The organism is Pseudomonas sp. 1L-E-NC-VB-C3, assembly GCF_057291535.1.
Window position 1 is genome coordinate 213,719 of record NZ_JBXAWD010000005.1, and the last position, 26,752, is coordinate 240,470.

Consider the following 26,752-nt stretch of genomic DNA (forward strand, 5'->3'; position numbering starts at 1 on the left):
GGCCCTCATGCAAAACCCTGTGGGAGCCTGGCTTGCCAGCGATGGCGTCGGCCGAATCAATCCATCAACCGCGCCGTGCCAAACAATCTGACGCGCAGCAATTCCCCTTGCGAAACCTCAAGCAAAACCGGTGCGGTGCCACCCGGCATGACCACCCGCACTTCTCCCGCCTCGACCCAACCCACCCGCCACGCGGCACACGCGACCGCACTGGCGCTGGTGCCGGATGACGCGGTTGGTCCTTCGCCACGTTCGAATACCCGGGCGAGGATTTGCTGCGGCGACGCCAGCGCGGCCCATTGCAGATTGACGCCCGCCGGGCAGGGATTGCCGGCACCGGTGGGCATGGCATAGGCAATTGCCGTCAGCCTCTCGTTCAGGGGCGATTCACTCATCTGTTCGTTGCTCGGCAAAGCGGACGCATCGCCGAGCAGCGTTACACAGTGCGGATTGCCGATGCGTACGAATTGACTATGGGTCCAGGCGGGATCGAGTTGCGCCAAGGGCTGGACATGGCTGACGTCGCGATTGTTGATTTGAACGCTCTCGACTGCCTGCGCCCCGACGGCTTGCGGGCCGAATACGGGCCAGCCGAGGTCGAGCCAGAAACCGCGCACGCCTTCGACTTCGGCCGGTTTCACCGAGGTTGCTACCGGCTCACCTTTGTCATGATGGACACGCAACACTGCACCCTGCTCCGGCAGCAAGCCTTGCTCGGTCAATGCCTGAGAAAAAATCGTCAGGCCGTTACCGCTGCGCTCGGCGAGACTGCCGTCGGTGTTGACGATCAGCACATCGAACGGCGCAGATGCCTGAAACGGGCCGATCAGCAGGCCGTCACTGCGGTGGGGTTTGCCGTTGGCCGGACGCTGGCCTTCCGGCCAATCGCAGCACAGGGCGATAGCGGCTTCGCTCCAGTGCTGCCGAGATGCGGCGCAGGCGTCGGCGCTTGTCGGCAACGCGATTCCGGCCTCGCGCAAGGCTTGGGGTGAGACCACTCCGTAGATATTGCCGCGTGCGTCGTAGAACGTCGTCATGCCTTGTTCCCATATTCCATGCTGGCGAAAATCCGACTGTAAACCGCAAACCAGTGTGGGAGCGAGCCTGCTCGCGAAGGCGGTGCGTCAGTCGACAATTCCATATTTGACCCACCGCTTTCGCGAGCAGGCTCGCTCCCACAGGGTAGGATGTTCACCGTTATGCCCCGAAAGGCCTGAGATCGAACCTCAACGCCGCCAGAATGTCACTCGGGATGCAGTTGTTTTTTTGCCAAGGATCGATATGACCAGCCTCAACCCCCAAGACACGTTCGTCCCCGGACGCCTGCAACAGATGTCCACCCGCGTCGCTTTTTTCATCGCTGGCCTCGGCATCGCCGCCTGGGCGCCGCTGGTGCCGTATGCCAAGGCGCGGGCCGGGCTGGATGAGGGCACGCTGGGGTTATTGCTGCTGTGCCTGGGCGTAGGCTCGATTCTGGCGATGCCGCTGGCGGGGATTCTTGCCACACGTTTTGGTTGCCGACGTGTGGCCACCGCCGGCACCTTGCTGATCTGCGCGGCACTGCCGTTGCTGGCGACGGTGTCGTCGATCCCGGCGCTGATCGCCACATTGTTCATGTTCGGCGCCGGTCTCGGCACGGTGGATTCGACGGTGAACCTGCAAGCAGTGATCGTCGAGCGCGCCAGCGGCAAGCACATGATGTCGGGGTTCCACGGCCTGTTCAGCCTCGGCGGCATCGTCGGTGCGGCGGGTGTCAGCGCCCTGCTCGGCCTCGGGCTGACACCGCTGGCAGCGATGCTGGTCGTCGTCGTGTTGCTGATCGGCGCCCTGCTCAAGTGCGTGCCGCACATGTTGCCCTACGGCAGCGAAAGCTCCGGCCCGGCGTTCGCCATTCCCCATGGCATCGTGCTGTTTATCGGCGGCATGTGCTTCATCGTTTTCCTTACCGAAGGCGCGGCGCTGGACTGGAGCGCAGTGTTCCTCGCTCAGGAACGGGGGATCGACACGGCTTATGCGGGAATGGGTTACGCAGCGTTTGCCCTGACCATGACCGTCGGCCGTCTGCTGGGTGATCGCATAGTGCGCAAGCTGGGGGCTACGCGGATCATTCTGTTCGGCGGTCTGTTGGCGGCGGCGGGACTGTTTCTCGCCACCTTCGCGCCGAGCTGGCAAGCGGCGCTGCTCGGTTATGCGCTGGTCGGCGCCGGTTGCTCGAACATCGTGCCGGTGCTGTACACGGCGGTGGGCAAACAAACGGTGATGCCGGAAAGCATCGCGGTACCGGCAATTACCACGCTGGGTTATGCAGGGATTCTTGCCGGGCCAGCGGTGATCGGTTTTGTCGCCCATGCCAGCAGCCTGAGTTTTGCCTTTGGATTGATGGCAGTGTTGCTGGTGGCTGTGGCGATCGGCGGCAAAGTCCTCAAGGTCTGAAAGCTTCGCGAGCAGGCTCGCTCCCACAGGGTTTCAGTGGTCCATGTGGGAGCGAGCCTGCTCGCGAAGAAGGCACCGCGCTCTATCAGAAGCCTACGCTGGCCTGCACGAAGAACGTGCGCGGTGCGCCGACATACATCCCCGAGTTGTTGTCGCTGGAGCGGGTGAAGTATTGCTTGTCGAAGACGTTCTTCACCCCGGCGCCGAGCTTCAGGTTCGACACCTGCGGACCAAAGTCATAACCGCCGCGCACGTTCCAGGTCACGTAACCCGGGATGTCGCCGTACTGCCCGTCTGCTGTGCCTTCGGTGATGTAGTTGCCATTGAAGCTGCCATCCGCATTCACACCGGTGCCCGGCGAACGCTGTTTCGATTGGGCAAAGCCGTCGATGTTCCAGGTCCAGCGGTTGATGTCGTAACGCAAACCGACTGTCGCAACCTGCCGCGAATAGAACGGCAGATCGCGACCCTTGAAGCCGGGGATCTCGCCTTCATAAGTGGCGCGGGTGTAGGTGAGCCCGGCGTTGGCGGTCAGGCCATCGAGGCGCGGGTCGAGTGCGGCCATGTCGTAATGCACCGAGGCTTCAATGCCTTGGTGCTTGGTCGCGCCGAGGTTGGTCCAGCCGACATCGTTGCTGATGTATTGCAGTTCGTCATCGAAGTCGATGTAGAACAGCGTCACCTCGCCGCCCCAGACATCATCGTTGTAACGCGTGCCGATCTCGTAGGTCTTGGCCTTTTCCGGCTCCAGACCGTTGGCGGTGCTGTCACCCGAACCGCCCTGGCCGAGCTGGAAATACTGCAGGCTGCCGAACGAGGTTTCGTAATTAGCGAACAGCTTCCAGGCATCGGACAGGTGATACATCACGCTCAGCGCCGGCAGCGGCTCATTGCTTTCGATGCTGCGGTTTTTCTCCGGTACCGGGCGGCCAGCGGTGTCGAGCACGGCGCGGTCGTGCCAATCGGTGCTGATGTGTTCGAAGCGAATGCCTGGGGTGATGGTCCAGTTGCCGACGTCGATCTTGTTGTCGACATACACCGAATTGGCCTCGGTGCCGCCAGTGCGATCCTGGAACACATGGCCGTCGGAGGTCGGCGTGACCACCGGCTGGTTGTTGACCAGCGCCAGACGACTCGATTCTTCGTGCATGGCCTCTTTCAGATAGCGATAACCGACGCTGACTTCCTGAGTGGTCGGGCCGACATCGAACACCCGCGACACGCGCGGCTCGATGCCCAGGGTGTAATAGGAACGCGGGTACGAGCTGAGGGTGCGCTGATCGCGCGCGGCGATGGTACTGCCGCGAAAGCTGTCGGTGTAATAGGTGAGAATTTCTGCCTGGGTGCGCTCGTCGATCTGGCGGATCCACTTGAACGACACGTCTTTGCGCCGGCCTGTGAACTGGTCGTAATCACGCACCGATTCGTACGGTTTGTCGTCGTACTGACGCTGCGTCAGGCCACCCGGCATGTCGGCACTGGCGTCGTAGTAGTGGAAGTTGAGGCTGAAATCGTCCTTATCGGTCGGCGCCCAATGCGTCTTGAGCAGCACGTCGTCGATGTCATTGCCGTTGTTGCGCTCGCGATAACCGTGACCGTTGACGCCGGAGTACAGCAGCGCGACGCCCATGCCGTTGTCGGCGGTGCCACCGACGAACGCGGTGTCAATGTGTTTCCAGCCGCCGTACTGCGTGGTTTCCAGGGTGGTACCGATTTCGCCGGTGGTTTTCTCCGGAATCGCGCGGGTCACGAAGTTGATCACGCCGCCGACGTTTTGCGGCCCGTAGCGCACGGAACCGGCGCCACGCACGACGTCGATGCTGTCGAGGTTGCCCGAGGAAATCGGCGCCATCGACAGTTGCGGCTGGCCGTAAGGCGCGAACGCCGCTGGCACGCCATCGATCAAAACAGTCGAGCGTGGCGACAGGCGCGAAGTCAGACCGCGCACGCCGACGTTGAGGGAAATATCACTGCCGCCGGTGCCATTGGAGTCCTGCACCTGCACGCCAGGCACGCGCTTGAGCACGTCGCTGACGTTCATCGCGCCCTGCTCGACCATCGCTTCGCGGCGAATCACCGTGCGTGCGCCGGGGTGGTTCTGCACCACCGCAGCGTCCGCGTCACCGAGCCAGTCGCCGACCACTTTGATGTCGGTCACACCCAGTTCCAGCGGGCCGTTGCTGGCTGCGGAAGTGGCGGCCGGGGCGAGCGTCACCGAGCCTTCATTGATCTGATAATCGAGGCCGCTGCCCTGCAGCAACTGCCGCAGCGCCTGCTCTGGCGCGAGGTCGCCGTCCACCGCCGGAGCTTGTTTGCCGGCCACCAGCTCAGGGCTGAAAAACACCTGCAGCGAGGTTTGCTGGCCCAGTTCGCTCAAGGCTTGGCCTAGCGGTTGCGCGCGGATATGAATGGCTTCAGCGGCAAACGCCAACGGCATCGCGGCGCTGACTGCCAGCGCGAGAGCCAGTGGCAACCAAGGGGATTTTTTATTGTGGGTTGTGGTGATGTTCACGTCGTACGGAGTCCTGTGGATCGCAAGATTGTGCGGCTGTTAATGCAAACCAGTTGCAGTTGAACAGGAAGACGATGAACGGCGAAAAAACCTGAATGCTATCTGGAAATTATTTCCTGACTGCCATCGGCAAGGGTGCGCACCGTCACCGGCAGGATGCTCGGCAAGGCTTTGAGCAAGGCGTCGGTGTCGTCGGATTTGAACACGCTGGTCAGGCGCAGGCTGGCTACGTTCGGCTGGGTTACGGTCAGCGGCTTGTCGCGATAGCGCGATACTTCTGCCGCTACTTCGCTGAGGCTGGCGTTGTTGAACACCAGTTTGCCGTTGCGCCACGCGGTCAGCTGCGCCGGGTTGACCGCGTAGGCCGGCAGGACTTTGCCTTGGGCATCGACCGCCGTGCCGAGGCCTGCGGTGAGGTTGATGAACTCGTTGTCCGGGGCAGCACTTCCCTGTACCTTCACCGTGCCCTGCTCCACCGCCACGCGGGTCTGCGTGGCATCGCGGCGCACATCGAAACGCGTGCCGGTAACCGTGACCTTGCCGCTGCCGGCTTCGACAATAAACGGACGCGAGGCGTCGTGTTCAACGCTGAACATCGCCTCGCCCGCGCTCAATTCGATCACCCGTCGATCCTGCTCATAACGCACCTGCAAGCGGCTGCGACTGTTCAGATCGATCACCGAACCGTCCGGCAACGCCACATGTTTGCGCTCGCCCGGCGCCGTGGCGAATTCAGCGCGGTAACCGCCTGGATGATTCAGCCCGCTGAACAGGCCAAGCCCCAGCGCCACGGCCAGAACACTCGCGGCGACGGCATAACGCAGCATCGGCCGACGTTGGCGGCGAGCTGGCGGAGTTTCGGCAAGGGCCTGCAGACGCGACGTCGGCAGCAGATCAGCAGCCGCCCACAAGTCCTGTAGCAGCTGGAATTCTGCACGGTGCTGCGGATGCTCGTTCAGCCAGGCCTCGAAGCGCTGCCGTTGCTCGACGCTGACATTCGGCTCCTGCAATCGCACGAACCATGCCGCCGCCTCGTCACGCACCGCCGCTTGCCCACAGGCGCAATCTCTCGTCTCCATCATGGAATATTCTGTCCGGCTGAGGTTGAGACCAGGCACGCCCCCCTGTAGGAGCTGCCGAAGGCTGCGATCTTTTCGACGTCACACGTCATCATGACTGCAAGCCATCCAGCCGCTCACGCAGATGGCGCAGGGTGCGGATCATATACTTTTCGACCATGTTCTTGGACAGCCCCAGGCGTTCGGCGATTTCTGCCTGCGTCAGGCCTTCGATCTTCTGCCAGACAAAGATCTTGCGGCAGTTGAGCGGCAGCTCGGTGAGCGCGAGTTCGATGGAGTCGGCCAACTGGATCGCGTGCATGTAATGCTCCGGATCGCCCGCCGACGATGCACTGTCATCGACCGCCTCCGACTCCATGACGCCCCGCCGGTCCTCACGCCGATAACCGTCAACGGCGATATTGCGTGCGGTCTGATGCAAATACGCACGCGGCTGCTGCACCGCCGCCGAATCCGCCTCGAGCACCCGCACAAAGGTGTCGTGCGCCAGATCCTCGGCCTGCGCGCGATTGCGCAGGCGACGAGTCCAGGTGCCGATCAACTCTTCGTAATGCTCGAAAAAGCCGGATCTGCGGGAGCGCATGGGGGATGGGCGGCGTGGTGAGAAAGGGGCGTGAATAGTAATGCTTCGTATTAATACAAAGCAATGCACGCTGTGATGGTGTTCTTGATGCGCAAGGTGCAAGCACCGACGACGCCGAGCTCCGATGGGCATTGAATAGGACCCTGTGGGAGCGAGCCTGCTCGCGAATGCGGTATGTCAGCAACGATGATGGTGACTGACACGTCGCCTTCGCGAGCAGGCTCGCTCCCACAAGGTAAAAGCGTGAATGTCTCAGGCCTGCGGCAGTTTGCGGAAGCCCACTGCCAGGCGATTCCAGCCGTTGATGGTGTTGATCGCCACCGTCAGGTCAACCAGTTCCTTCGGCGAAAACTGCGCAGCGACGACTTCATAGTCTTCGTCCGGCGCGTGGGTCAGGCTCAGTTGCGTCAGCGACTCGGTCCACAGCAGTGCGGCACGTTCACGCTCGCTGAAGAACGGCGCTTCCCGCCATGCTGTCACGGCGAACAGACGACGCGGGGTTTCGCCGTCCTTGATCGCGTCGGCGGTGTGCATGTCGATGCAGAATGCGCAGCCGTTGATCTGTGAAGAGCGCAGCTTGACCAGTTCGAGCAGGCTCTTTTCCAGCGACAGTTTCGAGACGGCATTTTCCAGCGCCATCATCGCTTTCATGGCATCAGGGGAAGCGGTGTAGAAATCGGCACGAGGTTGCATGGTGGGCTCCGGGGTAGCGATTGAATGTGTGGCTACGTTAGTCCCCGGGGGTGGTTCGGCAAATAGCCAATATTGCAGAAGAACGGTAGGCCACTTGGCGCGGCGACTGACCGCTCGTCACTCGACGGGCACCAAGGTTTCAGTGCGCAAGACCAATATCAGGTAATCCCCTTTATCAGGAGACGTACCATGATGACGCGCAAATTCACTTCGTTATTGTTGGCCGGCCTGCTCGCCACGGCATCCGCCGCCAGCTTCGCTGCCAATGACAGCACCGATGCGACGGGCACCAAGTCCGGCGGCGCCAGCAGCTCGACCATGCCGCCAGACAGCACGCCGGGCTCGCCTTCCGTTGACAGCAATTCTGGTGGAACCAATAACGGAACTGGCACAGGAACCGGGACAGGGACAGGGACAGGAACTGGTTCGGGCATGGGCACTGGAACGGGCACCAATGGCGGCGTCAGCGGTTCGGGGTCCGGCGCGGGTGGCGGCACCGGTTCGGCCGGCGGCGGCACGGGTGGTGCGGGCGGTGGCACGGGCAGCTGAACGAACAAGAGCCATCCCAGATAGTCCTGCTTACATCAGGACCCAATGTGGGAGCGAGCCTGCTCGCGAAAGCGGTCTGTCAGCCAACCTTGATGCAAGCTGATACACCGATTCGCGAGCAGGCTCGCTCCCACTTCTGATGTCTGTTGATTGAAAAAAAATCAGCGATCCGAACGCATCAGCTCGGCAAAACCCTCTTCAGCTGTAAACACCGCCGCGCGATTGCGCCCGGCATTTTTCGCCTCATACAACGCCGCGTCCGCGCGCTGGATAAACACCTGCGGGCTGTCGTTGCCATGCGGAATGAATGAATAACAGCCCAGGCTCACGGTGAGATAACCGGTCGGCGAGCCACTGTGGATGATGTGCTTGTCGATCACGCTGCGGCGAATCTGCCCGGCTATCGCCAGCGCACCGTTGATGTCCGTATCCGGCAACAGCACAGCGAACTCTTCACCACCGTAACGCACCGCCAGATCCGACTTGCGCTGGCAGCAGGCCTTCACCACTTGCGCCACCTGCGCCAGGCATTGATCGCCGGCGACATGGCCGTAAGCGTCGTTGTAGCGCTTGAAGAAATCGATATCGAGCATGATCAGGCTGACCGGGCTGACCTGGCGCGCGCCACGGGCAAATTCGATGTCCAGCGAGCGCTCGAACAAGCGTCGATTGGCCAATCCGGTGAGGCTGTCGTGGGTGGCGATCTGCTCCAGCGCCAGTTGCGCCTTGCGCAGGTTTTTCTCGATACGTTCGCCGTCGCGCACCTGATGAATGAACACCCAGCCGAACAGGCCAACCCCGAGAATCACAAGCGCGACAATCACGCTGGACTGAAAGGCGCGGTCATACCAGCCCTGCAGAATCGTGTCTTGCGACGTCGCCGCAGAGACCACCAGCGGATACGAGGCCAGCTGGCGATAGCCATACAAGCGGGTCACGCCGTCGACCACGGAGTTGAGCATCGCGGTGCCAGCGTTAGCGTTCGGCAGCAGGGTTTGATAGATCTCGCCGTGTGCCACCGAGGTATTGATCAACGACTCATCAAAGGGCCGTCGCGCCAGCAAGGTGCCGTCGGTCAGCGCCAGAAACATGATGCCGCTGTCATCGAGGCTGAAGCTTTTGAAGAACTGATCGAAGTAGGACATGCGGATGCCGGCCATCAGCACGCCCTGAAAGTTGCCGAGCTGGTCGTTGACGCGTCTGGAAATCGGAATGATCCACTCGCCGTTTTCGCGGCTGCGAATCGCCGGGCCGATGTGCGCAACCGTCGAAGCATTCTGCTGATGGAACTTGAAATATTCGCGATCGGCCACGCCATTGCCACGAGGCAGATCGGCGAACGAAGTAATGACCCACTGCCCTTCGCGATCGAAGAGAAAGATGCCATGCAACTGATCCAGTTGCTGCGCGCGGCGGGCAAAGATCCGCTGCAACCGAGGGCGCTGCACCGCCCCGTAACCATCGTCCTGAATCCAGTCGACCAGGCTGGTCATCACCAGATCCGCCGCCCGCACAGTGTCCTCGGCCTGCTGCGCCATGGCCCTGGTCAGGTTGCCCGAAGCCATTTTCGCCACCGCCAGATCCTGACGCCGCGACTGCTCCAGTTGCAGGTACAGCAGACCGCACAGGCACAGGCTCACCGCAACGATAAACAGCACCGCCGCTTTGCGTAGCGGCAGGCGCTTGAGCGTGCCGGGGGCTTGATGCGGATCGTGATTGGGGATTGGCAAAAGCATGTCCTGGGCAGGTACGACAGGGGCGCGAGCCCGAAACCCTTGTATGTGTGAGCGTAGCCCACCGGGATGTACCGGGCAAACGCCCGCCTCCCGCCCAGTTATCGGCGCGTCGCGAGTTTGGATGATCGCTTTTCGTCGATTTATTTACGATTGCTTCTTTACGGTTAATCAGTTGTGCAGGGCCAGCCGCCGCATCGCGCTGGTCAGGTGCGCGCGGGCACTTTGCGCATCGCCTTCACGCATTTGTTCATAGGCGCGCTGCGCAATCGCATGAGGCACCGGTTTCAGTTCACGCTGGGTGGCCATCGCCAGCAGCTGCACCTGCGCGGCGCGTTCCAGGTAATACAGATCGTCCCAGGCTTCGGCAATGCTCGGCGCGGCGATAATCACCCCGTGGTTTTTCAGAAAGAGAATGTCGGCGTCGCCCATGACGCTGGCGATGCGGTCACCTTCGGATGCGTCCAGTGCGAGACCGTTGTAATCCTCGTCCACCGCTGTGCGCCCGTAAAACTTCAGCGCAGTCTGCCCCAGCCACAGCAGCGGCGGGCCTTGCAAGAGGCACAACGCGGTGGCGTGCGGCATGTGCGTGTGGAACGCGACTTTTACCCGTGGCAGTTGTTTGTGCAGGCGCGCGTGGATGTAGAACGCGGTCGCCTCGGGCTCGCCTTCGCCATCGACCACGTTGCCAGCGAAGTCGCAGACCAGCAGATTCTGCGCGGTCACTTCCGAAAAAGCGTAGCCGTATGGATTGACCAGAAACAGATCATCATGCCCCGGCAGCATCGCCGAAAAGTGATTGCAGATGCCCTCCTCCAGACCATGCAATGCGGCCAGTTGAAAGCACGCAGCGAGTTCGTTGCGGGCGGTGATGATCGCCTCGGTGTCCAGGTTCAACGTTGCGCTTGGTCTGGCTTTGCCAGTGCCGCTCAAGATATGAGCCATGGCAATTCTCCTTAGGTCCAGCCGAGGGATTTGAACAGCGGCAGCACTTGATCGAGGCTGGAGAGGATCGCGTCGGGGCGATAGTCCGGCAACAACTGACGACCCGTGCCGCGATCGATCCACACGCAACGAAAACCCATGTCCCGCGCCGCCGTGTGATCGAGCATGGGGCTGGCGCAGATGTGCACCACTTCATCCCGGGTCACGCCCAATTGCTCATGAGCGTAGTCGAACAGGCGCGGCGCCGGTTTGTAGGCACCGGCCTGTTGCGCGGTGATCACCCGGTCGATATGGCCGCCGAGTTGCGCGACGTTACCGGCGATGATGTCGTCGTCAGTGTTGGAGACAATGCACAGCTTGAAGCCCATGGCTTTGAGCTGCGCGAGGGTGTCGACCACTTCGGCAAATGGCGGCATGTTCGGGATGGCCGCCGCCAGACGCTGACTGTCCTCGGACTGGCTCGGCAAGCCCAGTTCTGCCAGCGCCAGTTGCAGGCCGAGGGTGCTGAGTTCGCGAAAGGAACGGTGCGGCGGCGTTTGTTCGAGACGGTGCTCGTGACGGTCGTAGACTTCGATCAACTTAGTGGCGTCGACGGCGTGCTCGCCCTTGTCGCTGAGCATTTTTTCGACCACGGCTTTCAGGCCTTCATCCCACTGAATCAGCGTGCCGTAGCAATCGAAGGTCAGCCAGTGCGGGCGCGGCGTGTTGTTCAAGGTCATCGGTCGATTCCTCCACAGTGAGGACTTCAGCTTATGAGCGTGCGGTGATAGTGTGAAATTAAATAAACACTCAATCCTCATTCGCAAAACAACTATCAGGAATACCGCCATGCTGGATCTGGAATTGCTGAAAACCTTTGTCTGCGTGGTCGATGAAGGCAGCTTCACCCGTGCTGCCGAACGTGTGCATCGCACCCAATCGACGGTCAGCCAGCAGGTGCGCAAACTCGAAGATCTGGTCGGCCACCCGCTACTCCTGCGCGACCGCACCGGAGTGAACGTCGCGGTCACCGAACACGGCGAACTGCTGATCCACTACGCGCGCCGGTTACTGGCGCTGTCCGCCGAAGCCACGCAAGCGCTGGCCAGCGACGTCGACCTGGAAGTGCTGCGCATCGGCATGCCGGAAGACTTCGACGCCCGGCGCATGGCCCTGATCCTCGCCGGCTTCACCCGCAACCATCCGCAGGCGCGCCTGGAAACCATCAGTGGCATGAGCCTCGACCTGCGCCAACGCCTCGACGCCGGTGACATCGACATTGCCCTGATCAAACGCGAACCCGACAGCGGCCCGGCATGGGCTACCTGGCCGGAACGACTGGTATGGGTCAAAGGCACCGAATTCGACACCTCCAGCTGTGTGCTGCCGCTGGCACTGTTTCCGCAGGGCTGCCTGTACCGACAACGGGCGATTCGCCTGCTCGATGTGGCGCAGCGACCATGGCGAGTGGCGTTCGGCAGCCACAGCCTGACCGGAATTCAAGCCGCAGTGGCGTCCGGGTTGGGGGTTTCGGTGCTGCCGGTTTCGGCGGTATTGCCAGAGCACGAGGTGTGTAGGGATCTGCCTGAGTTGGCGCCGACGGAACTGGCGCTGGTTAGTCGTGAGGGAGTGTTGAGCGGGTTGCAGCGGGGGCTGGTGGAGTTTTTGCGTGGGGAATTGGGGGTGGATGCGGGGGGATTTGCCTGAATCCCCCGGGGGGTGTTTATTCGGGTTTGTTGATTTCGCGGAGCAGGTCGGCGGTGGGGATGTTCATGGTGTTTGGGTAGTAGCGTGGTTCGTATTCATATTCACATTTGCAAATCCTCAGGCCAAAAAAACAGGCGCTCACGGGAGCGCCTGTTTTTCCTGGCTCATTACGGATGGCTCACCGTACCGGCGGCACCCGAATATCCCCCGCCCGGCACTGCGTCTTCACCCCTTTGCCACACGCGCCGAACTGCAAATCCTTGTCCATGCACACCCGCACTTCCGACAGCTGCGGGCCGCTGCAAACCACCGCAATTCCGTCTACGGGAATCCCCGGATTGGCCTTGCGAAACAGATCGACAATCTCCTGCGCTTCGAAGTAGTACGACGTCGAGCCGAACGGCTGTAACGCCTGCGGAATCTTCACCGCGCCGAGGGCCTGATCGGACTTGTCCAGATAGCCCTCCGCGCCAAGACCGCTGCAGGTACCGTGCTTGGACCATTCGTGATCAAGAAGTTTTTTCGTCGGGTACATCGTCAGGCCCTTGCTGGTTTCTGCCGCCGATAGCCTGGTCAGCGGCGGGCAGGATTCTGGCCAGCCGCCCTTGGCGTATTGCGGCCACAAACCGTGCAGGACAAAACCGTAACCGTTGCCGGTGCACTGCGCGTCGTCCTTGTGCGTCAGACAAAAAGTCGGCGACCAGGACAGCGCCAGCAGGTAGTAGTCGAACACCCCCGCCACCGATTCCGCCTGCGCTTTGTTCGACGCCGGCTGACGCGCCGAACTCATGCCGATGCTACCGGCCGTCAGCGCGATCAGCGCCAGAATTGTAAACAGCTTTTTCATTAACCCGTTCCTTGGGACGCCTGCGTCCGTGGTTTTCGTTGTTGGCCAGACCTGGCCAGTGCTGATTTCGACACGCTTGTATTGCAAGCGCATGACGCAAGGCAAGGCCCTGCGCCGTGCGAAGGTCTACGCTGAACAGGCAGACATCCAACAAGGGAACCGACATGAGTAAAGCAGACGAACTCGCCGCCAGACTCAAGCAGACACGGCATACCCAGGCTGATGCGGCGCTGGAAATCGATTGCTGGCCTGCTCAGGTGTACGACTTGTACCACCGCATCGAGGGCTGGCTGCAGCCAGTCACCGAAGTAGGACTGAAGATTCGGCGAAATCCTACGCACGTTTGCGAAAGTTCGCCGGACGGCGAAAGCCACGACTACGCGATCGACCAGCTGGTGATCGAAGCCAACCATCACAGTTTGATGTTCGATCCGATTGCGCGGTTTACCGAGGACGGTTGCGGACGTGTCGAGATCAAGGTGCCGGGGCGCGATCAGTCGTTGCTGCGCACGGTTGACGAGCATGGCGAGAGTCACTGGTGGTTGCAGACTATCGAGACCGGCCAGGAGCTGGATGCGATTGCGCTGACGGAAAACAATCTGCTGCAAGTGGTGCAGCAAGGGCTGGGGCTTTAAGCCGCCCGGGTTAACTGACAAAACTGTAATGTTTGCCTCAGCCAACTGAAAGCCGGGGCTGGCTAGTCTCTCTGTCATGAGCCAGACGGGGATTTCCAGCGCATGCCTTCCATTCTCACAAGACGCACTTTTGTCAAAGGCCTGGCCGCCGGTAGCTTGCTCGGTGGCCTCGGGCTCTGGCGGACACCGGTCTGGGCGCTGAACGGCGCCGCGCCCGTCAACGAACTGAGCGGTAACGAATTCGAGTTGTTCATCGGCGAAACTCCGGTCAATTTCACGGGTTCGGCACGCACAGCGATGACCATCAATGGCAGCCTGCCCGGCCCGCTGTTGCGCTGGCGCGAAGGCGATACCGTGACGCTGCGGGTGCGTAACCGGCTCACCGCCGACACCTCGATTCACTGGCACGGCATTCTGCTGCCGGCGAACATGGACGGCGTACCGGGTCTGAGTTTCCATGGCATCGAACCGGGGGGCGTGTACGTTTACCAGTTCAAGGTTCGGCAACACGGCACCTACTGGTATCACAGCCATTCCGGCTTACAGGAGCAGGCCGGCGTCTATGGGCCGCTGGTCATTGAGGCCAAAGAGCCGGAGCCGTTCCAGTACGATCGCGACTACGTGGTGATGCTCAGCGACTGGACCGACGAAGACCCGGCCAGCCTGATGAAGACGCTGAAAAAGCAGTCCGACTACTACAACTTCCACAAACGCACCGTGGGCGACTTTATCAACGATGTCGGTGAGAAAGGCTGGGGCGCCACGGTTGCCGATCGCACGATGTGGGCGCAAATGAACATGAACCCTACCGACATCGCCGACGTCAGTGGCGCCACGTATACCTTTTTGATCAACGGCCAGGCCCCCGATGACAACTTCACCTGGCTGTTCCGTCCCGGCGAAAAACTGCGCCTGCGCCTGATCAACGGCTCGGCCATGACCTATTTCGATGTGCGCATTCCGGGACTGAAGATGACGGTGGTGGCTGCCGATGGCCTGCACGTCAAACCGGTCAGCGTCGATGAACTGCGCATTGCCGTGGCCGAGACCTATGACGTGATCGTTGAACCTGCAACCGAGGCCTACACCCTCTTCGCTCAGGCGATGGATCGCAGCGGTTACGCCCGTGGCACTCTCGCCACACGCCCCGGCATGTCGGCAGCAGTGCCGGCGCTGGATCCGCGTCCGTTGGTGAGCATGGACGACATGGGCATGGGCGGCATGGATCACGGCAGCATGGACATGAGCGCCATGGATCACTCCAGCATGGGCCCGATGCAAGCCCATCCCGACAGTGAAAACAACAATCCGCTGGTGGACATGCAGGCCATGATCACCGCGCCAAAGCTCGACGACCCAGGCCTCGGCCTGCGCAACAACGGCCGCCGAGTGCTGACCTACGCCGACCTGCGCAGCACCTTCGAGGACCCGGACGGCCGCGATCCGGGCCGCACGATAGAACTGCACCTGACCGGCCACATGGAGAAATTCGCCTGGTCGTTCAACGGCATCAAGTTCTCCGATGCCGAGCCTCTACGTCTGAAATACGGCGAGCGCATCCGCCTGGTGCTGGTAAACGACACCATGATGACCCACCCGATCCACCTGCACGGGATGTGGAGCGATCTGGAAGACGAAAACGGCAACTTTCAGGTGCGCAAACACACCATCGACATGCCGCCCGGCAGCCGCCGCAGCTATCGCGTCACCGCCGACGCCCTCGGCCGCTGGGCCTATCACTGTCATCTGCTTTATCACATGGAAACGGGCATGTTCCGCGAAGTGCGGGTGGAAGAATGAAGAGGTCCATCATGACTCGACTCAGCGTGTTTCCGCTGCTGCTAGCCGGCACCTCCGCCATGGCCGCCGACGCCATGCACGGCATGGACCACAGCCAGATGCCCGAGATGGATCATTCGGCAATGCAAAGCATGGACGACGGCATGATGCAGCCCGCCGCGCCCAGCGAAAGCCGCACGCCGATTGCGCCCGTGACCGACGCCGACCGCGCTGCGGTGTTTATCAGCCCCGGCGGTCATCAGGTGCATGACAGCGTCGTCAACAGTTACTTTCTTGCCGACAAACTCGAATGGCAGAACGCCGATGACGGCAGCGCTTTGGCCTGGGACCTGTCCGGCTGGATCGGTGGGGATACCGATCGGCTGTGGCTGCGCTCTGAAGGCGAGCGCAACAACGGCAAGACTGAAGACGCGGAAATTCAAGCGCTGTGGGGCCACGCCATTTCACCGTGGTGGGACGTGGTCAGCGGCGTGCGTCAGGACTTCAAACCCGGCGCACCGCAAACCTGGGCCGCGTTCGGCGTGCAGGGCATGGCGCTGTACAACTTCGAGGCCGAAGCCACGGCTTTCCTTGGCGAGGGCGGCCAGAGTGCGGTACGGCTGGAGGGCGACTACGACATCCTGCTGACCAATCGACTGATCCTGCAGCCGACCGCAGAACTGAATATCTATGGCAAAAACGATCCGCAGCGGGGCATCGGCTCAGGGTTGTCCAATACCGAGGCGGGCCTGCGGTTGCGCTATGAAATCCGCCGCGAATTCGCGCCTTATATCGGCGTGACGTGGAATCGCACTTACGGCAACACCGCCGACTATGCCCGCGAAGAAGACGAGGACCGCAGTGAGGCGCGCCTCGTCCTCGGCGTCAGGCTGTGGTTCTGAATTCTTCTACAAAAACAAACCGGAGACCTTGCATGCGCACATTGACCCTGCCCCTGATATTCGCCAGCGGATTGCTCCTGAGCACCCTCGCCCAGGCCCATCCGAAACTGCTCTCGTCGACGCCAGCCGAAGGCGCGGAAGGCGCCGCGCCGGGCAGGATCGAGCTGCACTTTTCCGAGAGCCTGGTCACGCAGTTCTCCGGGGCCAAACTGGTAATGACCGAAATGGGTGGCATGGCTCACTCGCCGATGCCGATGAAAGCCAAGGTCAGCGCCAGCAGCGATCCGAAAACCATGCTGATCACCCCGCTCGCCCCGCTGCCTGCCGGCACCTATCAGGTGCAGTGGCGCGCGGTGTCCGCCGACACGCACCCGATCACCGGTAACGTCACGTTCAAAGTGAAGTGAACAATGGCGGACCTGCTCAATATCATCCTGCGGTTCGCCTTGTACGTGGATTTGCTGCTGTTGTTCGGCCTGGCGTTGTTTGGCTTGTACAGCTTCAACGCGCTGCTGCGGTTCCGTCCGTTGTTGCGGGGCATGGCGGTGACAGGGGCATTGCTGTCAGTGGCCGGGCTGGTGCTGATGACCCGCGCCATGAGTGGCGAAACCCAGCTCGCGGCGTTGTGGCCGCACCTGCAGATGATGCTGCTGGAAACGGACGTTGGCCTGGCGTGGGCGCTGCGGATGACAGCGCTGGCCATCGTAGTGATCCGGCCGAGTCTGTGGCCAGCGTCGTTGGCAGGCGCCATTGCCCTCGCTTCGCTGGCATGGAGCGGGCACGGAGCGATGGACGAAGGATGGCTGCGGTTCTGGCACTTTCTCAGCGACATCTTGCACTTGCTTGCGGCGGGAGCGTGGTTGGGTGCCTTGCTGGCGCTGGTGTTGATGGCGAGCGGGCGGATCGGTGACACACGCTTTCGCCTGCTCGCCGATGCAGTGAAACGCTTCGAATGGGTGGGCGCATTGATCGTGCTGACGGTGTCGGTCACCGGCGTGATGAATTATCTCTTCATCGTCGGCCCAAGGCTCGACGGAGTGCTGTTCGGGACCTACGGGCAGTTGCTTACGATCAAGGTGCTGGCGTTTGCCGTGATGCTGGTGCTGGCTGCGTTGAACCGCTTTCATCTTGGACCGTCACTGCAACAATCGCTGCGCGACGGCCAGCACCTCATCGCCGCGAACGCGCTGCGGCGCAGTGTGGTGATGGAACTGGCCCTTGCCCTGTTGATCGTGGCGCTGGTGGCGTGGCTGGGCACATTGAGTCCGGACCCGGGATGACACCCGTGGAAGGCTTTCACTACACTGGGCCACCTTCCCTTTCAGAAGCCCGATCTCAATGACAACACTAAAAAGCACGATGATCCTCGGCGGCCTGCTGACCCTGGCGACTGGCGCTCACGCCGATCCCGCCACGTCCCACCTCGACAGCATTCAGCAACAAGGCCAGTTGCGCGTCTGCACCACCGGCGACTACAAGCCCTATACCTTCAAGCGCAACGATGGCGACTTCGAAGGCATCGACATCAGCATGGCCCGCTCCCTGGCCGACAGCCTCGGCGTCAAGGTGCAATGGGTGCAGACCACCTGGAAAACCCTGATGCCCGACATGCAGGCCGGCAAATGCGACATCGGCATGGGCGGCATCTCGGTCACACTGGAACGGCAGAAAAAAGCCTACTTCAGCAACACCCTCGACACTGACGGCAAAATCCCGCTGGTGCGCTGCGCCGACCAGTCCAAATACCAGACCATCGACCAGATCAACCAGCCCAACGTGCGCCTGGTGGAACCTGCCGGCGGCACCAACGAAGCCTTCGTCCACGCCTTCCTGCCCAAGGCACAGCTGGCCCTGCACGACAACGTGACGATCTTCCAGCAACTGCTCGACAACAAAGCCGACGTGATGATCACCGACGCCTCGGAAGCGCTGTATCAGCAGAAACTCAAACCGGGGTTGTGCGCAGTGAATCCGCATAAGTACATGCAGTACGGGGAGAAGGCTTACTTGCTGCCGCGTGATGACATGAGTTGGAAAGTGTATGTCGATCAGTGGCTGCATTTGAGCAAGGTCACTGGCAAGTATCAGCAGACGTTGAGTGAGTGGATAGCGGTGCCGCAATAAGCCACTGAACCCGGCCACCGCGCGCGTTGAGGGAACGGTTCGCTCAATGCACGCGGTGTCGGGAATCTGAACGTGCTCAAACTGAATGCATTCCTGGCCGGCCTGCTGTTCGGCGTCGGTTTGGGGATAGCCGGCATCTGCCCCGGCCCGGCGGTGACCATCCTGTTGACGGGCCACTGGCAGGCAATCGTTTTCGTATTGGCGATGCTCGCAGGCATGGGCCTATTTACGTTGCTGGAAACCCGACGCACCCCGTGACCGCAGAACAACCGGCATTCAGGCGCATGGCACTCACGGCAGCCAGTGTTGGTGGCTGTCAATGTTTTGCATAAGAGCGCGGATTGGATGATCTCCCCAGCCACGCACTCGTCGAGATCTGCGCCAACGATTTGAACGAGGGCCTGGCGAACCAGTAGCCTTGCATCAGGTAAATGCCGCAATCGGCGAGAAAGTCTCTTTCCTCGGCACTTTCTATGCCCTCAGCGATCACTTCCACGCCCAGCTCTCTGCACATGTTCACCACGTTGCGCACGATCGTCTGGCGTACGCGGTCACGGTGAATATTGCGGATCAGCGCCATATCCAGCTTGATCAGGTCCGGTTGAAAATCCGCCAACAAGTTAAGGCCGGAATAGCCTGCGCCAAAGTCGTCGATGGCCGTCTTGAAACCAAACTCACGATACTCACGCAAGATATTCATCAAGTGTTTGTTGCTTTCGACGTGCTCGCCTTCCACAGCCTCGAAGATCAGCCGCTCCAGCGGAAAGCCGTACGTGCGCGCCGCTTCCAGCGTGCTGCGAATACACATCTCCGGCCGGTAAACGGCATTCGGCAGAAAGTTGATCGACAGGTACTGCGTCATGCCCAAGTCAGCCGCCGTGGAAATCGCCCGCACACGACACAGTTGATCGAATCGATAACGGTTCTGATCGTCCACCTGCTCGAGGACAGACAAGGCGCCTTCACCGTTTACGCCGCGAACCAACGCTTCATGGGCAAACGTCGTTTGATCGCGCAGATCCACAATGGGCTGGAAAGCGAAGGCGAAATCCATCTCTGGCACACCTTTGTTTCTACAGCCCTGGCAGCCACCGGGAGACGCGAATGATTTTGGAAAGTCGGTCATGAACCACCTGATGACGGCGTGCAACCTTCCATGGCGATAAATAAAACAGCTGCTGGCCTTAGTTATCTGCAAACAAGGCAATAACTGTAGCCCTGCGGCGCCTGAATAGTTGAAGGCACCGCGTGCGCCAAGTTGAAAAGATCAGGTGCGGAAATGCGCGGTCATTCGCTGCAGGTCCTGCCCCAGGGACGCCAATTCGATCGTCGCCGCCGCACTTTCTTCGCTGGCGACAGCCGACTGGTCAGCCACATCACGCACACTGACAATGCTGCGGTTGATTTCGTCGGCCACGGCACTTTGCTGCTCGGCGGCGGCCGAGATCTGCAGACTCATCTCCTGGATCGTACCGATGGACTGATTGATCTCGGTAATCGCCAATTCGGCCTTCTGCGCCAGTACCACCGTATCGAGGGTGCGCTCGCGGCTTGAGGTCATCAGCGTCGCGGCCGCTTGCGTGCCTTGTTGCAGGGTGACGATCAGCGCTTCGATTTCCTTGGTCGAGTCCTGCGTGCGCTGTGCCAGCGAGCGCACTTCGTCTGCTACCACAGCAAAACCACGACCCTGCTCACCCGCCCGCGCGGCTTCGATAGCGGCGTTCAACGCGAGCAGATTGGTCTGCTCGGCGACGGCTTTGATCACATCGATGACTTTGCCGATCTGCTCGCTGTCCTGAGTCAGCACATTCATCGCACCGCCCAACTCTTCAATGGCCATGGCAAGTTCGCTGATCTGCACCGTCGCCTGCTTGACCACCGTGCTGCCGTGGCGCGCCTGCTGATCGGCGAGGGTCGCGGCAGCGGAGGCATCGGTGGTGTTACGCGCAACTTCCTGCACCGTCGAAGCCATTTCGTGCATCGCCGTGGCAACTTGATCCACTTCACTTTTTTGCTGACGTACACCTGCGCTGGTCTGCTCGCTCATGGCCGAGAGCTTTTCCGCAGAGGTGGAAATCTGCGTGACGCCATTGCCGATACCTTGCACCAGCGTGTTCAGGTTCTGCGCCATCTCCTGCATCGCATTTTGCAGATCGCCCAACTCATCTTTGCGCGCAGACCTGGCCTGTACCGTCAGGTCGCCTTTGGCAATCCGTCGTGCCAGATCAACCGTCAGCGCTAGCGGCGCAGTGATCTGGCGCGAGATGACCACCGAAGCCAACAGCCCGATCACCAGCGCCAGCGCAGTCAATACCGCCATCTGAATAAAAGCCGAATGCTGATCCTCATGTGCAAGGCGCTGCTGGGTGTCCATCAGGCCACTCATGATCTTGTCCATCGCCTTGCTTTCCTGGTCGACCTGCTCGCGCATGTTCTGCTTCTGCTCAAACAGCCCGGCCACTTCCACCAGTACTTCGCGATAACGCCGCATGCCGGCATGCGCTTCTTCCAATTGGCTCGACAGCGCCGTCGGCAGGCTGGTGCGCGCCTTGCTGATATCACTCAAGAAGATATCGATGGTTTCCATCAGCAGTTTTTTGTTCACGTCGTTGGGCACCGCAATGTAACGACGCAACATCAGGCGAAACGTGGTCATGCCATTGCGCAAATCGGCCACCGTGCGCAGCTCCCGAACGCGTTCACCATCGGCAGACGCCAAGGCACTGGTCGTGGTGCCTTCAAGCATGCCGGCAAAAGTTTGCGCGTACTTGTCCGACAGCGCCGTCAGCGGTTTCAGCGCATCGGTGGTCGACTGATCGGCAGCGATCAGCCGTTTGACCTTCTGGTCGTAGGCAACAATCGTGGTTTGCAAAGCCTTCAAGGCTTGCTGGTTTTCAGCGCGGGTCAAGGTATCCAGCGCCTTGCCCACAAGGCCCTGCAAGACATTCAACTGCGCGTTATAGGATTCGGCGAACGCTGCGTCAGCGGCGGCTTCGTACTGTTTCTCGGACAGCCGCATATTTTGCGTAGCGTCATTCAACGTGCCGATCAGACGCGTCGTACTCAAGCGATCAACCAGCAAGCTGTTGCTGTTATAGCCAATGAAGGCAACCGCCAAAACGGCCAGCAGAAGAATGCCGAAGCCGGTTCCCAGCTTGCGGGAAACTTTGATGTCACCGAGGAAATTCGATGCTACTGCCATATTCAGCCTCAAACGTCCTGACGCGAAACGCCAGGCACAAAAAATTGATCTCCGGTAACCACAGTCACCGTCCAGACATTCGGGGGTCGTCATCCAGGGCGTAATACGGGACGCTCCAGCTGTCCCGGAAATGCAAATGCCGATGCTGTTGAAGCGTCGAAAACAACCCGACGCGAGCACCGGCAGACAAACCCAGGACGTCGCAACAGAGCATTTGCACGCTGGATTTATCGTTTCAGCAAAGGTGTCTGGAGGGATGCTATTAATTTTGCGAAAACTTGTACAACTTTATATTTTTGTATAATCGTTGAACTTTTTGAGTGGCGTGATGACGCATTGCCATCATGGCCTATGGCACATCGCTACTGGCGTGAAAGGGGATTGAAAATGCGGATTCAAATGCCTGGCCACGCAATCACTGCCTCGACGCGTCCGGTGTATGGTATGTGGCGTGTGGTGGGCATGGGTACACGCAGATTGCCTTGAGGGCCATGCAGTGATGGTTTGGATTGCTTACCAGCGGACCCGGTTGAGGAAGCCGAAATCTGCGGTTGAGTCGGCGGGGCAGTTTGGCTAGATCTGCAAGCGTAAGCCGTCACCTTAAGGTGACGGCTTTTGTGTTCATTGAAAGGCTGTACCAATCCTCGATCGATCGGATGAATACCAGATTCCGGTGACTTTACCGGTAATGTCCTGGACTGCGACCTGACCCATAAAGCGGCTGTCGTTACTGCTGTCGCGGTTATCGCCGAGCAGATAAACATGATCTTTCTCGACCACCGTCTGCGGCGTTTGCAGATAACGAGGATCCTTCACGCGCTCTGGCGGCGCAAAGAACAGCCCCATGTTTTCGCCGTTGCGAATGACCTTACCGTCAACAATCGACAAGGTGTCGCCACCCACTGCTGCCACACGTTTGACCGCCTCCGTGCCGTTATAGCGATACACCACAATGTCGCCCACCTGCGGCGCGTCGATGCGCATGTTGGTGACGATATAGTCACCGATCGAAAGGGTCGGAACCATCGAGCCGGAGGGGATCAAGTAAGTCTTGAACCCTAGCGTCGGGCCTCGCAATGGACCGAAAAGAACCAGCGTAAAGATAACCAGCGCCACCACGTAAAGCACATGGAAACGGGTGCTGGGGCTGTTCACCGGACGGTCGTTTCTACGCACCGATATCGCAGCCGCCGTGGCCGAGCCGAGTTTCACCAGGACGATAAACGTAGCGAAGACATACAGGCCCAATGGCGTGGCAGGCACCCCGCAGACACCGAGTAAAATCACCCCCAGATAAAGCAAAGCGGCAACACGCACCGCCCACTTCACCTGACCGGCATACACCAGACCCCAGCCGGCCACTAGGCACGACATCACAAATGCTTGCAGCGGCAACTTCGGCTTATCAGGAGTAGACATAAATTCTCTTCACGTAAATAGCTAACAATCAAGCGCCCGGCCTATTCAGCCAATAGGCCGCTACGGGCAATGCAGTGGGGGTTATTTAGCGGAAAAATAACCGGTCGTGCGCAATTGCAGGCTGTACAACTCCTGACGGATGAACGAAAAGGAGCCATCACTCTCGCTACCAAACGAAGGGTGGAGGCCATACGCAGGTTGGTAGACCGGTCGTCGGGAACCCCGGCGCATCCGAAGACGCCCCGCGCATGACCACCATAAAACAAAGACGAGAAACGTCGTCGCAAGACTGTAGTCTTGTGCTTTTGACGGAACGCGCTACCAAACCCGATCACTGTTTTCAGTGACCCGGAGACGATAAAACCCGCAGGCTAGACGCACAAGCCGGCGGATTCTGTCTTAAGTGTAGGGGAGGCGCAAGACAAGGTAGGCTTCGGATGACTTTCACCAGTCAGATTTAAACAAGCGCCTGCGCAATCGTTTAAACGGATACTGAAGGACAGAAAACAGGCAGAAATACACTTCCTCCCATCAGGCCGAGCGCGTCGGAGCCCAGTTCAAACCACAAACAGCGGCTCGCAAGCCTTTGCCTGTTCGCAGACCTGATAAACTCTTGCGCCTTCGCCTTCTTGATCCAGATTCCTCACATGTCCCTACAACCCGTCACACTCTCCCGCCGCTTCTCTGTCGCCCCGATGATGGATTGGGCGTAGTCCCTCGTCTGCACCCCGGCCAGCCTGGCCATACCCTCAAAAAGACAATGCTCTGTAGCAATTTCTAAGCATCCAGCAACTACCGCCCACAAAGGACACTACCGGTACTATGCTTTTCCTTTTGCCAAAGGAGTCGATGCTGTGGCTGACGAATATTCGTTATCGGATGTGCTGGAAAGGATCCACCAGAATCAGCTAGGCCTGGAGGCAGCCCTGATGGAGCTTACGCTTCATGTTGAACAGCAAGGTTTCACGGAAGTCGGAGACAACGTCCGCGGTGCCTTGTGGACGATTGGCGAAAACGCTGGACACATAAAGCAAGGACTGGCCAAGCTGAAGGGAAAGAGTGGGAGCTAGCCTCGGCTATTGCCGTTCCGCACGAGCACTACTCGGCCGCTTTCGGGCTAAAACAGAATCTGGTGTCTACAACGTCCAAGGATCACCTCTCATGTCAACCCAGTTAGAGAAACTTGAGGCTCACGCATCCCACTTGCTCGACGCTTTTATTAAACTGCGTCAAAGGTATTCGATCCTCGAACCGTTGCTGTTCGATAAAGCTGTAGTGACCACTATTGGCTCCGGAAAACGAGCTGTGGGATTTAGCATTCTAAAGGACTCACTATTCCTCTCTTGCGCGCAGGACATAGCAAAACTGACGCTCGATGACGACACGCGAACTCCTAGTTTAAAAAATATTATTCGAGCATTAGCAGACGACGCGCTTCGACTCACACTGCGTGAGCAGTTTGCTGCCTGGGAAATCCCTCAGAGAGAGGATGAAACCGAGCCTGAGATACTTGAGGCTCTCAGACGCATTGAGCTGCGAGAGGAGGCTCAACGCGGAGCCCAATTCGATGATTTGTATTGCGAGGCCACCGGCCTATGGTCAGCTTTATCCGATAGTTCAACGATCAAGTCCTTTAGAACCATCCGTGACAAGGTAACTGCGCATACCGAAGTGCACTTGGTCGTAGACAAATACCAGCTCGTTGATATCGGCACGCTGGGCATTAAATGGGGAGACATGAAAGCAACCCTGGAGCAGATGCAACGGCTTGTGGAGATCATCGGGATGATAATCCGCAATGCCGGTTTCGCATGGGAATCATTCGACGAACAACTGAAGCGCGCGAGCATGGGCCTTTGGGGCGTGGATGAAGTGGCTAGCTAACCACCCATTGCAGCGACTCAATTATGCGGGATAGGGATTCGAACCCCTACCTATCGCGATGCAGTCCGCTACACGCCTATGGATCAAGACAAATTAACCGTTGCTCACCGCCAGTTACGGCATACGGCGGAACTCGTCACGCTCTGAAAATACCCTAATGCACTACACCGGCTTCGGACGCATCTAACCGCCGTTCTCCGATGCTAACGGCCAAGACAAGGTGCTAGTCTCAGACTTCGAATCAGAGCCGAAGAACGCTGGAGGTTTGTATGCAAAAGGCTGTCAAATTAAGAAACCCTGCACGCCGAGAAACAACTGAAGGCCAGTGGGTGATTTTTCAACGTGATCAAGGACTGTCAATTGATCAGATCGTCGAAAACGTTGATAGAGAGATCGGAGGCTATGGTATCAAAGGAATCCACACACGATTGATCGTGGAGTATCAGCTGGGCCTCCAGCCTTTCGAAAATATTGAGCACCTGCTGACACCGCATCTGCCATCTAAGATCGCACTCCTCCAACCAGTGGGCGAGGAAGGCTACCTCTGCCTCACTTCGGGCACGGAAGAAGAAACTTTCCACGTGTTGCTTCGCACACCAGGACTCAGTGAAGATCAGGTTCGTGCATTGATTGCGGATCATGAGCAAGAGATCTGTTTTCTGGCCTTCAAAAACGCACACGAGGGCTATCCCTTCGGCTATGCGCTTGCTGGTGATCCACCAAGTGTGAACCGCGTGGCTGAGGCTGGCGTAAGCTATGCTGACATACGCCATCTCATCCCCTAGCTATTTGCAATCAGCCACTCCAGCACAGGTCGATTGTGCTGGAGTATATGTCGAGTTCGGCTCTGGAGGCCGGTATTCAAGACAATAACGCTTTCCTGCCATATAAATGGCATCGTATCAATTACTTTTCCGACCAAGAACAGGTTCTCTGCGCATGAGTATTCAACCGGAACTCTTCGACACAGTTAAAGAATTTTTGAAAGTCGTTCCCGGCCTAATGCTCCTTCCTCTTACCGGATATCTAGCATGGAAAAAAATAAACAACAAGATACTTGCATCTTTTTCCACCTATCACAGTAGAACATCAGCAACCAGAATTGGAAACGTCGTATTAAGCAACCTTAAAGACAAGCCCGTCCCCATATTTTCTATTTATGTAACAATTGATCGACACATAGCAATCAAAGTAGAAGAATTCAACCCTCCAATAATACTTAAGGGTCTTGAGAGCCTAAGCATTGACACCTCACCAGTTTCGAATTACTACATAGGTATGGACGAATATGAATCAAATTTCATGCCGCCGCAAAAAATAGAACTTTATGTATTCAGCATCGGCCGCCCGATCAAATGCAAAATCACCAATTCACACTCGATAGAATCATTCAGGGAATTCTCACACTATTCAATAGCTACAAACAGTACTAGAAAATTTAATGGATTCGTGTATAACGACAATGTTTTATACGCAATCATCTATCACTTCGAAGGAAAGCTCAAGACTGCTTTCGTAGAGGATGGAGGTTTCATTACCAATGAATGGGACTTCCAATACAACATGATCCCAATGGAACAGATGAAAAGCATTAGCGGGGTCATCGATTTTCTAAAACACTGTAAATACAATGAACTATTCACAAATTTTAGCGTTATCTCGCCAACTGACAATGAACGACGTAAATAGGCGTTTACCTCCACCAAATTAAATAAGCTCGACTTCATCAAGCATGACACAAAAAACT

Annotated in this window: 25 protein-coding genes and 2 pseudogenes; 14 read left to right on the forward strand and 13 right to left on the reverse strand. The window is 59.0% G+C overall.

The window, feature by feature from the left end; genetic code table 11:
• Window positions 1–56: 56 nt before the first annotated feature.
• Window positions 57–1,037 (reverse strand): diaminopimelate epimerase, encoded by a 981-nt coding sequence (locus AC0Z5Z_RS10845; protein WP_460068228.1) that lies wholly within the window; start codon window positions 1,035–1,037, stop codon window positions 57–59.
• A gap of 244 nt (window positions 1,038–1,281) precedes the next feature.
• On the opposite strand from AC0Z5Z_RS10845, the gene AC0Z5Z_RS10850 reads away from it, so the two are divergent.
• On the forward strand, window positions 1,282–2,433 hold the full coding sequence (locus tag AC0Z5Z_RS10850) for an MFS transporter (protein ID WP_150634866.1): 1,152 nt from the start codon (window positions 1,282–1,284) through the stop codon (window positions 2,431–2,433).
• An 85-nt stretch (window positions 2,434–2,518) separates the two neighbouring features.
• Here AC0Z5Z_RS10850 and AC0Z5Z_RS10855 read toward each other — a convergent pair whose 3' ends face one another.
• From AC0Z5Z_RS10855 to AC0Z5Z_RS10870, 4 genes are all read right to left on the reverse strand, one after another.
• Window positions 2,519–4,945, reverse strand: a complete 2,427-nt coding sequence (locus AC0Z5Z_RS10855; protein ID WP_310217149.1) for a TonB-dependent siderophore receptor — start codon at window positions 4,943–4,945, stop codon at window positions 2,519–2,521.
• Between the two features lie 98 nt (window positions 4,946–5,043).
• Window positions 5,044–6,027: a FecR family protein gene (locus tag AC0Z5Z_RS10860; protein ID WP_485611043.1), complete on the reverse strand. Its 984-nt coding sequence runs from the start codon at window positions 6,025–6,027 to the stop codon at window positions 5,044–5,046.
• Between the two features lie 88 nt (window positions 6,028–6,115).
• Complete coding sequence (locus tag AC0Z5Z_RS10865; protein ID WP_095182429.1) at window positions 6,116–6,607, reverse strand: sigma-70 family RNA polymerase sigma factor; 492 nt, start codon at window positions 6,605–6,607, stop codon at window positions 6,116–6,118.
• Between the two features lie 252 nt (window positions 6,608–6,859).
• Entirely contained in the window at window positions 6,860–7,300 is a 441-nt protein-coding gene (locus AC0Z5Z_RS10870) for a carboxymuconolactone decarboxylase family protein (RefSeq protein ID WP_016775423.1), read from the reverse strand.
• Between the two features lie 189 nt (window positions 7,301–7,489).
• Between AC0Z5Z_RS10870 and AC0Z5Z_RS10875 the strand changes: the two genes are divergently transcribed.
• A complete protein-coding gene (locus AC0Z5Z_RS10875) occupies window positions 7,490–7,849 on the forward strand; it encodes a hypothetical protein (RefSeq protein WP_423662326.1) in 360 nt (119 codons plus the stop codon).
• A gap of 161 nt (window positions 7,850–8,010) precedes the next feature.
• Here the strand turns inward: AC0Z5Z_RS10875 and AC0Z5Z_RS10880 are convergent, their stop codons facing one another.
• The 3 genes from AC0Z5Z_RS10880 to AC0Z5Z_RS10890 all read right to left on the reverse strand — a co-directional run bounded on the left by AC0Z5Z_RS10880 (window position 8,011) and on the right by AC0Z5Z_RS10890 (window position 11,246).
• Window positions 8,011–9,579 carry a sensor domain-containing diguanylate cyclase gene (locus tag AC0Z5Z_RS10880; RefSeq protein ID WP_252884535.1) on the reverse strand — a complete coding sequence of 523 codons (1,569 nt, stop codon included), beginning with the start codon at window positions 9,577–9,579 and terminating at the stop codon, window positions 8,011–8,013.
• 174 nt (window positions 9,580–9,753) lie between these two features.
• Window positions 9,754–10,527, reverse strand: coding sequence for an aldolase (locus AC0Z5Z_RS10885; RefSeq protein WP_485611044.1), 774 nt, complete (start codon window positions 10,525–10,527; stop codon window positions 9,754–9,756).
• 11 nt (window positions 10,528–10,538) lie between these two features.
• Window positions 10,539–11,246, reverse strand: coding sequence for a haloacid dehalogenase type II (locus AC0Z5Z_RS10890; protein ID WP_056791404.1), 708 nt, complete (start codon window positions 11,244–11,246; stop codon window positions 10,539–10,541).
• Window positions 11,247–11,355: 109 nt separating this feature from the next.
• Here AC0Z5Z_RS10890 and AC0Z5Z_RS10895 point away from each other — a divergent pair, with 109 nt between their 5' ends.
• Entirely contained in the window at window positions 11,356–12,213 is an 858-nt protein-coding gene (locus tag AC0Z5Z_RS10895) for a LysR family transcriptional regulator (RefSeq protein WP_485611045.1), read from the forward strand.
• Window positions 12,214–12,391: 178 nt separating this feature from the next.
• Here the strand turns inward: AC0Z5Z_RS10895 and AC0Z5Z_RS10900 are convergent, their stop codons facing one another.
• Window positions 12,392–13,060: a ribonuclease T2 family protein gene (locus tag AC0Z5Z_RS10900; protein ID WP_485611046.1), complete on the reverse strand. Its 669-nt coding sequence runs from the start codon at window positions 13,058–13,060 to the stop codon at window positions 12,392–12,394.
• A 164-nt stretch (window positions 13,061–13,224) separates the two neighbouring features.
• Between AC0Z5Z_RS10900 and AC0Z5Z_RS10905 the strand changes: the two genes are divergently transcribed.
• The 7 genes and pseudogenes from AC0Z5Z_RS10905 to AC0Z5Z_RS10935 form a co-directional block, all read left to right on the forward strand.
• Window positions 13,225–13,695, forward strand: a complete 471-nt coding sequence (locus AC0Z5Z_RS10905; RefSeq protein ID WP_041477268.1) for a hypothetical protein — start codon at window positions 13,225–13,227, stop codon at window positions 13,693–13,695.
• A gap of 102 nt (window positions 13,696–13,797) precedes the next feature.
• Window positions 13,798–15,495 carry a copper resistance system multicopper oxidase gene (locus AC0Z5Z_RS10910; RefSeq protein WP_263220137.1) on the forward strand — a complete coding sequence of 566 codons (1,698 nt, stop codon included), beginning with the start codon at window positions 13,798–13,800 and terminating at the stop codon, window positions 15,493–15,495.
• Window positions 15,496–15,506: 11 nt separating this feature from the next.
• Window positions 15,507–16,376, forward strand: coding sequence for a copper resistance protein B (locus AC0Z5Z_RS10915; RefSeq protein ID WP_016775435.1), 870 nt, complete (start codon window positions 15,507–15,509; stop codon window positions 16,374–16,376).
• Window positions 16,377–16,408: 32 nt separating this feature from the next.
• Window positions 16,409–16,783 (forward strand): copper homeostasis periplasmic binding protein CopC, encoded by a 375-nt coding sequence (copC, locus tag AC0Z5Z_RS10920; protein WP_016775436.1) that lies wholly within the window; start codon window positions 16,409–16,411, stop codon window positions 16,781–16,783.
• Window positions 16,784–16,786: 3 nt separating this feature from the next.
• Window positions 16,787–17,656: a copper homeostasis membrane protein CopD gene (gene copD, locus AC0Z5Z_RS10925; RefSeq protein ID WP_016775437.1), complete on the forward strand. Its 870-nt coding sequence runs from the start codon at window positions 16,787–16,789 to the stop codon at window positions 17,654–17,656.
• Window positions 17,657–17,714: 58 nt separating this feature from the next.
• On the forward strand, window positions 17,715–18,500 hold the full coding sequence (locus AC0Z5Z_RS10930) for a transporter substrate-binding domain-containing protein (protein ID WP_024013599.1): 786 nt from the start codon (window positions 17,715–17,717) through the stop codon (window positions 18,498–18,500).
• A 99-nt stretch (window positions 18,501–18,599) separates the two neighbouring features.
• Window positions 18,600–18,758: pseudogene (locus tag AC0Z5Z_RS10935) on the forward strand (DUF6691 family protein); the annotation flags it as partial.
• Window positions 18,759–18,816: 58 nt separating this feature from the next.
• Here AC0Z5Z_RS10935 and rimA read toward each other — a convergent pair.
• From rimA to lepB, 4 genes and pseudogenes are all read right to left on the reverse strand, one after another.
• Entirely contained in the window at window positions 18,817–19,626 is an 810-nt protein-coding gene (gene rimA / locus AC0Z5Z_RS10940; RefSeq protein ID WP_460062144.1) for a S6 modification regulatory phosphodiesterase RimA, read from the reverse strand.
• A 141-nt stretch (window positions 19,627–19,767) separates the two neighbouring features.
• A complete protein-coding gene (locus AC0Z5Z_RS10945) occupies window positions 19,768–20,640 on the reverse strand; it encodes a methyl-accepting chemotaxis protein (protein WP_370695147.1) in 873 nt (290 codons plus the stop codon).
• A 33-nt stretch (window positions 20,641–20,673) separates the two neighbouring features.
• A pseudogene (locus AC0Z5Z_RS10950) lies at window positions 20,674–21,795 on the reverse strand (methyl-accepting chemotaxis protein); the annotation flags it as partial.
• 528 nt (window positions 21,796–22,323) lie between these two features.
• A complete protein-coding gene (gene lepB, locus AC0Z5Z_RS10955) occupies window positions 22,324–23,121 on the reverse strand; it encodes a signal peptidase I (protein WP_122603762.1) in 798 nt (265 codons plus the stop codon).
• Between the two features lie 854 nt (window positions 23,122–23,975).
• Between lepB and AC0Z5Z_RS10960 the strand changes: the two genes are divergently transcribed.
• The 4 genes from AC0Z5Z_RS10960 to AC0Z5Z_RS10975 all read left to right on the forward strand — a co-directional run bounded on the left by AC0Z5Z_RS10960 (window position 23,976) and on the right by AC0Z5Z_RS10975 (window position 26,694).
• Window positions 23,976–24,191, forward strand: a complete 216-nt coding sequence (locus AC0Z5Z_RS10960) for a hypothetical protein (protein ID WP_485611047.1) — start codon at window positions 23,976–23,978, stop codon at window positions 24,189–24,191.
• A gap of 91 nt (window positions 24,192–24,282) precedes the next feature.
• Entirely contained in the window at window positions 24,283–25,005 is a 723-nt protein-coding gene (locus AC0Z5Z_RS10965; protein ID WP_485611048.1) for an AbiU2 domain-containing protein, read from the forward strand.
• Window positions 25,006–25,274: 269 nt separating this feature from the next.
• Entirely contained in the window at window positions 25,275–25,790 is a 516-nt protein-coding gene (locus AC0Z5Z_RS10970) for a hypothetical protein (RefSeq protein ID WP_485611049.1), read from the forward strand.
• A gap of 154 nt (window positions 25,791–25,944) precedes the next feature.
• Complete coding sequence (locus AC0Z5Z_RS10975) at window positions 25,945–26,694, forward strand: hypothetical protein (protein ID WP_485611050.1); 750 nt, start codon at window positions 25,945–25,947, stop codon at window positions 26,692–26,694.
• Window positions 26,695–26,752: the final 58 nt, after the last annotated feature.

What these genes read in the sequence shown, in the direction of transcription:
- AC0Z5Z_RS10870 (WP_016775423.1), bottom strand. Translation starts at nt 7,300, where the DNA reads ATGCAACCTCGTGCCGATTTCTACACCGCTTCCCCTGATGCCATGAAA.
- AC0Z5Z_RS10900 (WP_485611046.1), bottom strand. Translation starts at nt 13,060, where the DNA reads ATGAAAAAGCTGTTTACAATTCTGGCGCTGATCGCGCTGACGGCCGGT.
- AC0Z5Z_RS10965 (WP_485611048.1), top strand. Translation starts at nt 24,283, where the DNA reads ATGTCAACCCAGTTAGAGAAACTTGAGGCTCACGCATCCCACTTGCTC.
- AC0Z5Z_RS10875 (WP_423662326.1), top strand. Translation starts at nt 7,490, where the DNA reads ATGATGACGCGCAAATTCACTTCGTTATTGTTGGCCGGCCTGCTCGCC.
- AC0Z5Z_RS10850 (WP_150634866.1), top strand. Translation starts at nt 1,282, where the DNA reads ATGACCAGCCTCAACCCCCAAGACACGTTCGTCCCCGGACGCCTGCAA.
- AC0Z5Z_RS10885 (WP_485611044.1), bottom strand. Translation starts at nt 10,527, where the DNA reads ATGGCTCATATCTTGAGCGGCACTGGCAAAGCCAGACCAAGCGCAACG.
- copC (WP_016775436.1), top strand. Translation starts at nt 16,409, where the DNA reads ATGCGCACATTGACCCTGCCCCTGATATTCGCCAGCGGATTGCTCCTG.
- AC0Z5Z_RS10865 (WP_095182429.1), bottom strand. Translation starts at nt 6,607, where the DNA reads ATGCGCTCCCGCAGATCCGGCTTTTTCGAGCATTACGAAGAGTTGATC.
- AC0Z5Z_RS10890 (WP_056791404.1), bottom strand. Translation starts at nt 11,246, where the DNA reads ATGACCTTGAACAACACGCCGCGCCCGCACTGGCTGACCTTCGATTGC.
- AC0Z5Z_RS10945 (WP_370695147.1), bottom strand. Translation starts at nt 20,640, where the DNA reads ATGCAGGAGATGGCGCAGAACCTGAACACGCTGGTGCAAGGTATCGGC.
- AC0Z5Z_RS10910 (WP_263220137.1), top strand. Translation starts at nt 13,798, where the DNA reads ATGCCTTCCATTCTCACAAGACGCACTTTTGTCAAAGGCCTGGCCGCC.
- AC0Z5Z_RS10905 (WP_041477268.1), top strand. Translation starts at nt 13,225, where the DNA reads ATGAGTAAAGCAGACGAACTCGCCGCCAGACTCAAGCAGACACGGCAT.
- AC0Z5Z_RS10845 (WP_460068228.1), bottom strand. Translation starts at nt 1,037, where the DNA reads ATGACGACGTTCTACGACGCACGCGGCAATATCTACGGAGTGGTCTCA.
- copD (WP_016775437.1), top strand. Translation starts at nt 16,787, where the DNA reads ATGGCGGACCTGCTCAATATCATCCTGCGGTTCGCCTTGTACGTGGAT.
- AC0Z5Z_RS10915 (WP_016775435.1), top strand. Translation starts at nt 15,507, where the DNA reads ATGACTCGACTCAGCGTGTTTCCGCTGCTGCTAGCCGGCACCTCCGCC.
- AC0Z5Z_RS10895 (WP_485611045.1), top strand. Translation starts at nt 11,356, where the DNA reads ATGCTGGATCTGGAATTGCTGAAAACCTTTGTCTGCGTGGTCGATGAA.
- AC0Z5Z_RS10975 (WP_485611050.1), top strand. Translation starts at nt 25,945, where the DNA reads ATGAGTATTCAACCGGAACTCTTCGACACAGTTAAAGAATTTTTGAAA.
- AC0Z5Z_RS10860 (WP_485611043.1), bottom strand. Translation starts at nt 6,027, where the DNA reads ATGATGGAGACGAGAGATTGCGCCTGTGGGCAAGCGGCGGTGCGTGAC.
- AC0Z5Z_RS10970 (WP_485611049.1), top strand. Translation starts at nt 25,275, where the DNA reads ATGCAAAAGGCTGTCAAATTAAGAAACCCTGCACGCCGAGAAACAACT.
- rimA (WP_460062144.1), bottom strand. Translation starts at nt 19,626, where the DNA reads ATGACCGACTTTCCAAAATCATTCGCGTCTCCCGGTGGCTGCCAGGGC.
- lepB (WP_122603762.1), bottom strand. Translation starts at nt 23,121, where the DNA reads ATGTCTACTCCTGATAAGCCGAAGTTGCCGCTGCAAGCATTTGTGATG.
- AC0Z5Z_RS10930 (WP_024013599.1), top strand. Translation starts at nt 17,715, where the DNA reads ATGACAACACTAAAAAGCACGATGATCCTCGGCGGCCTGCTGACCCTG.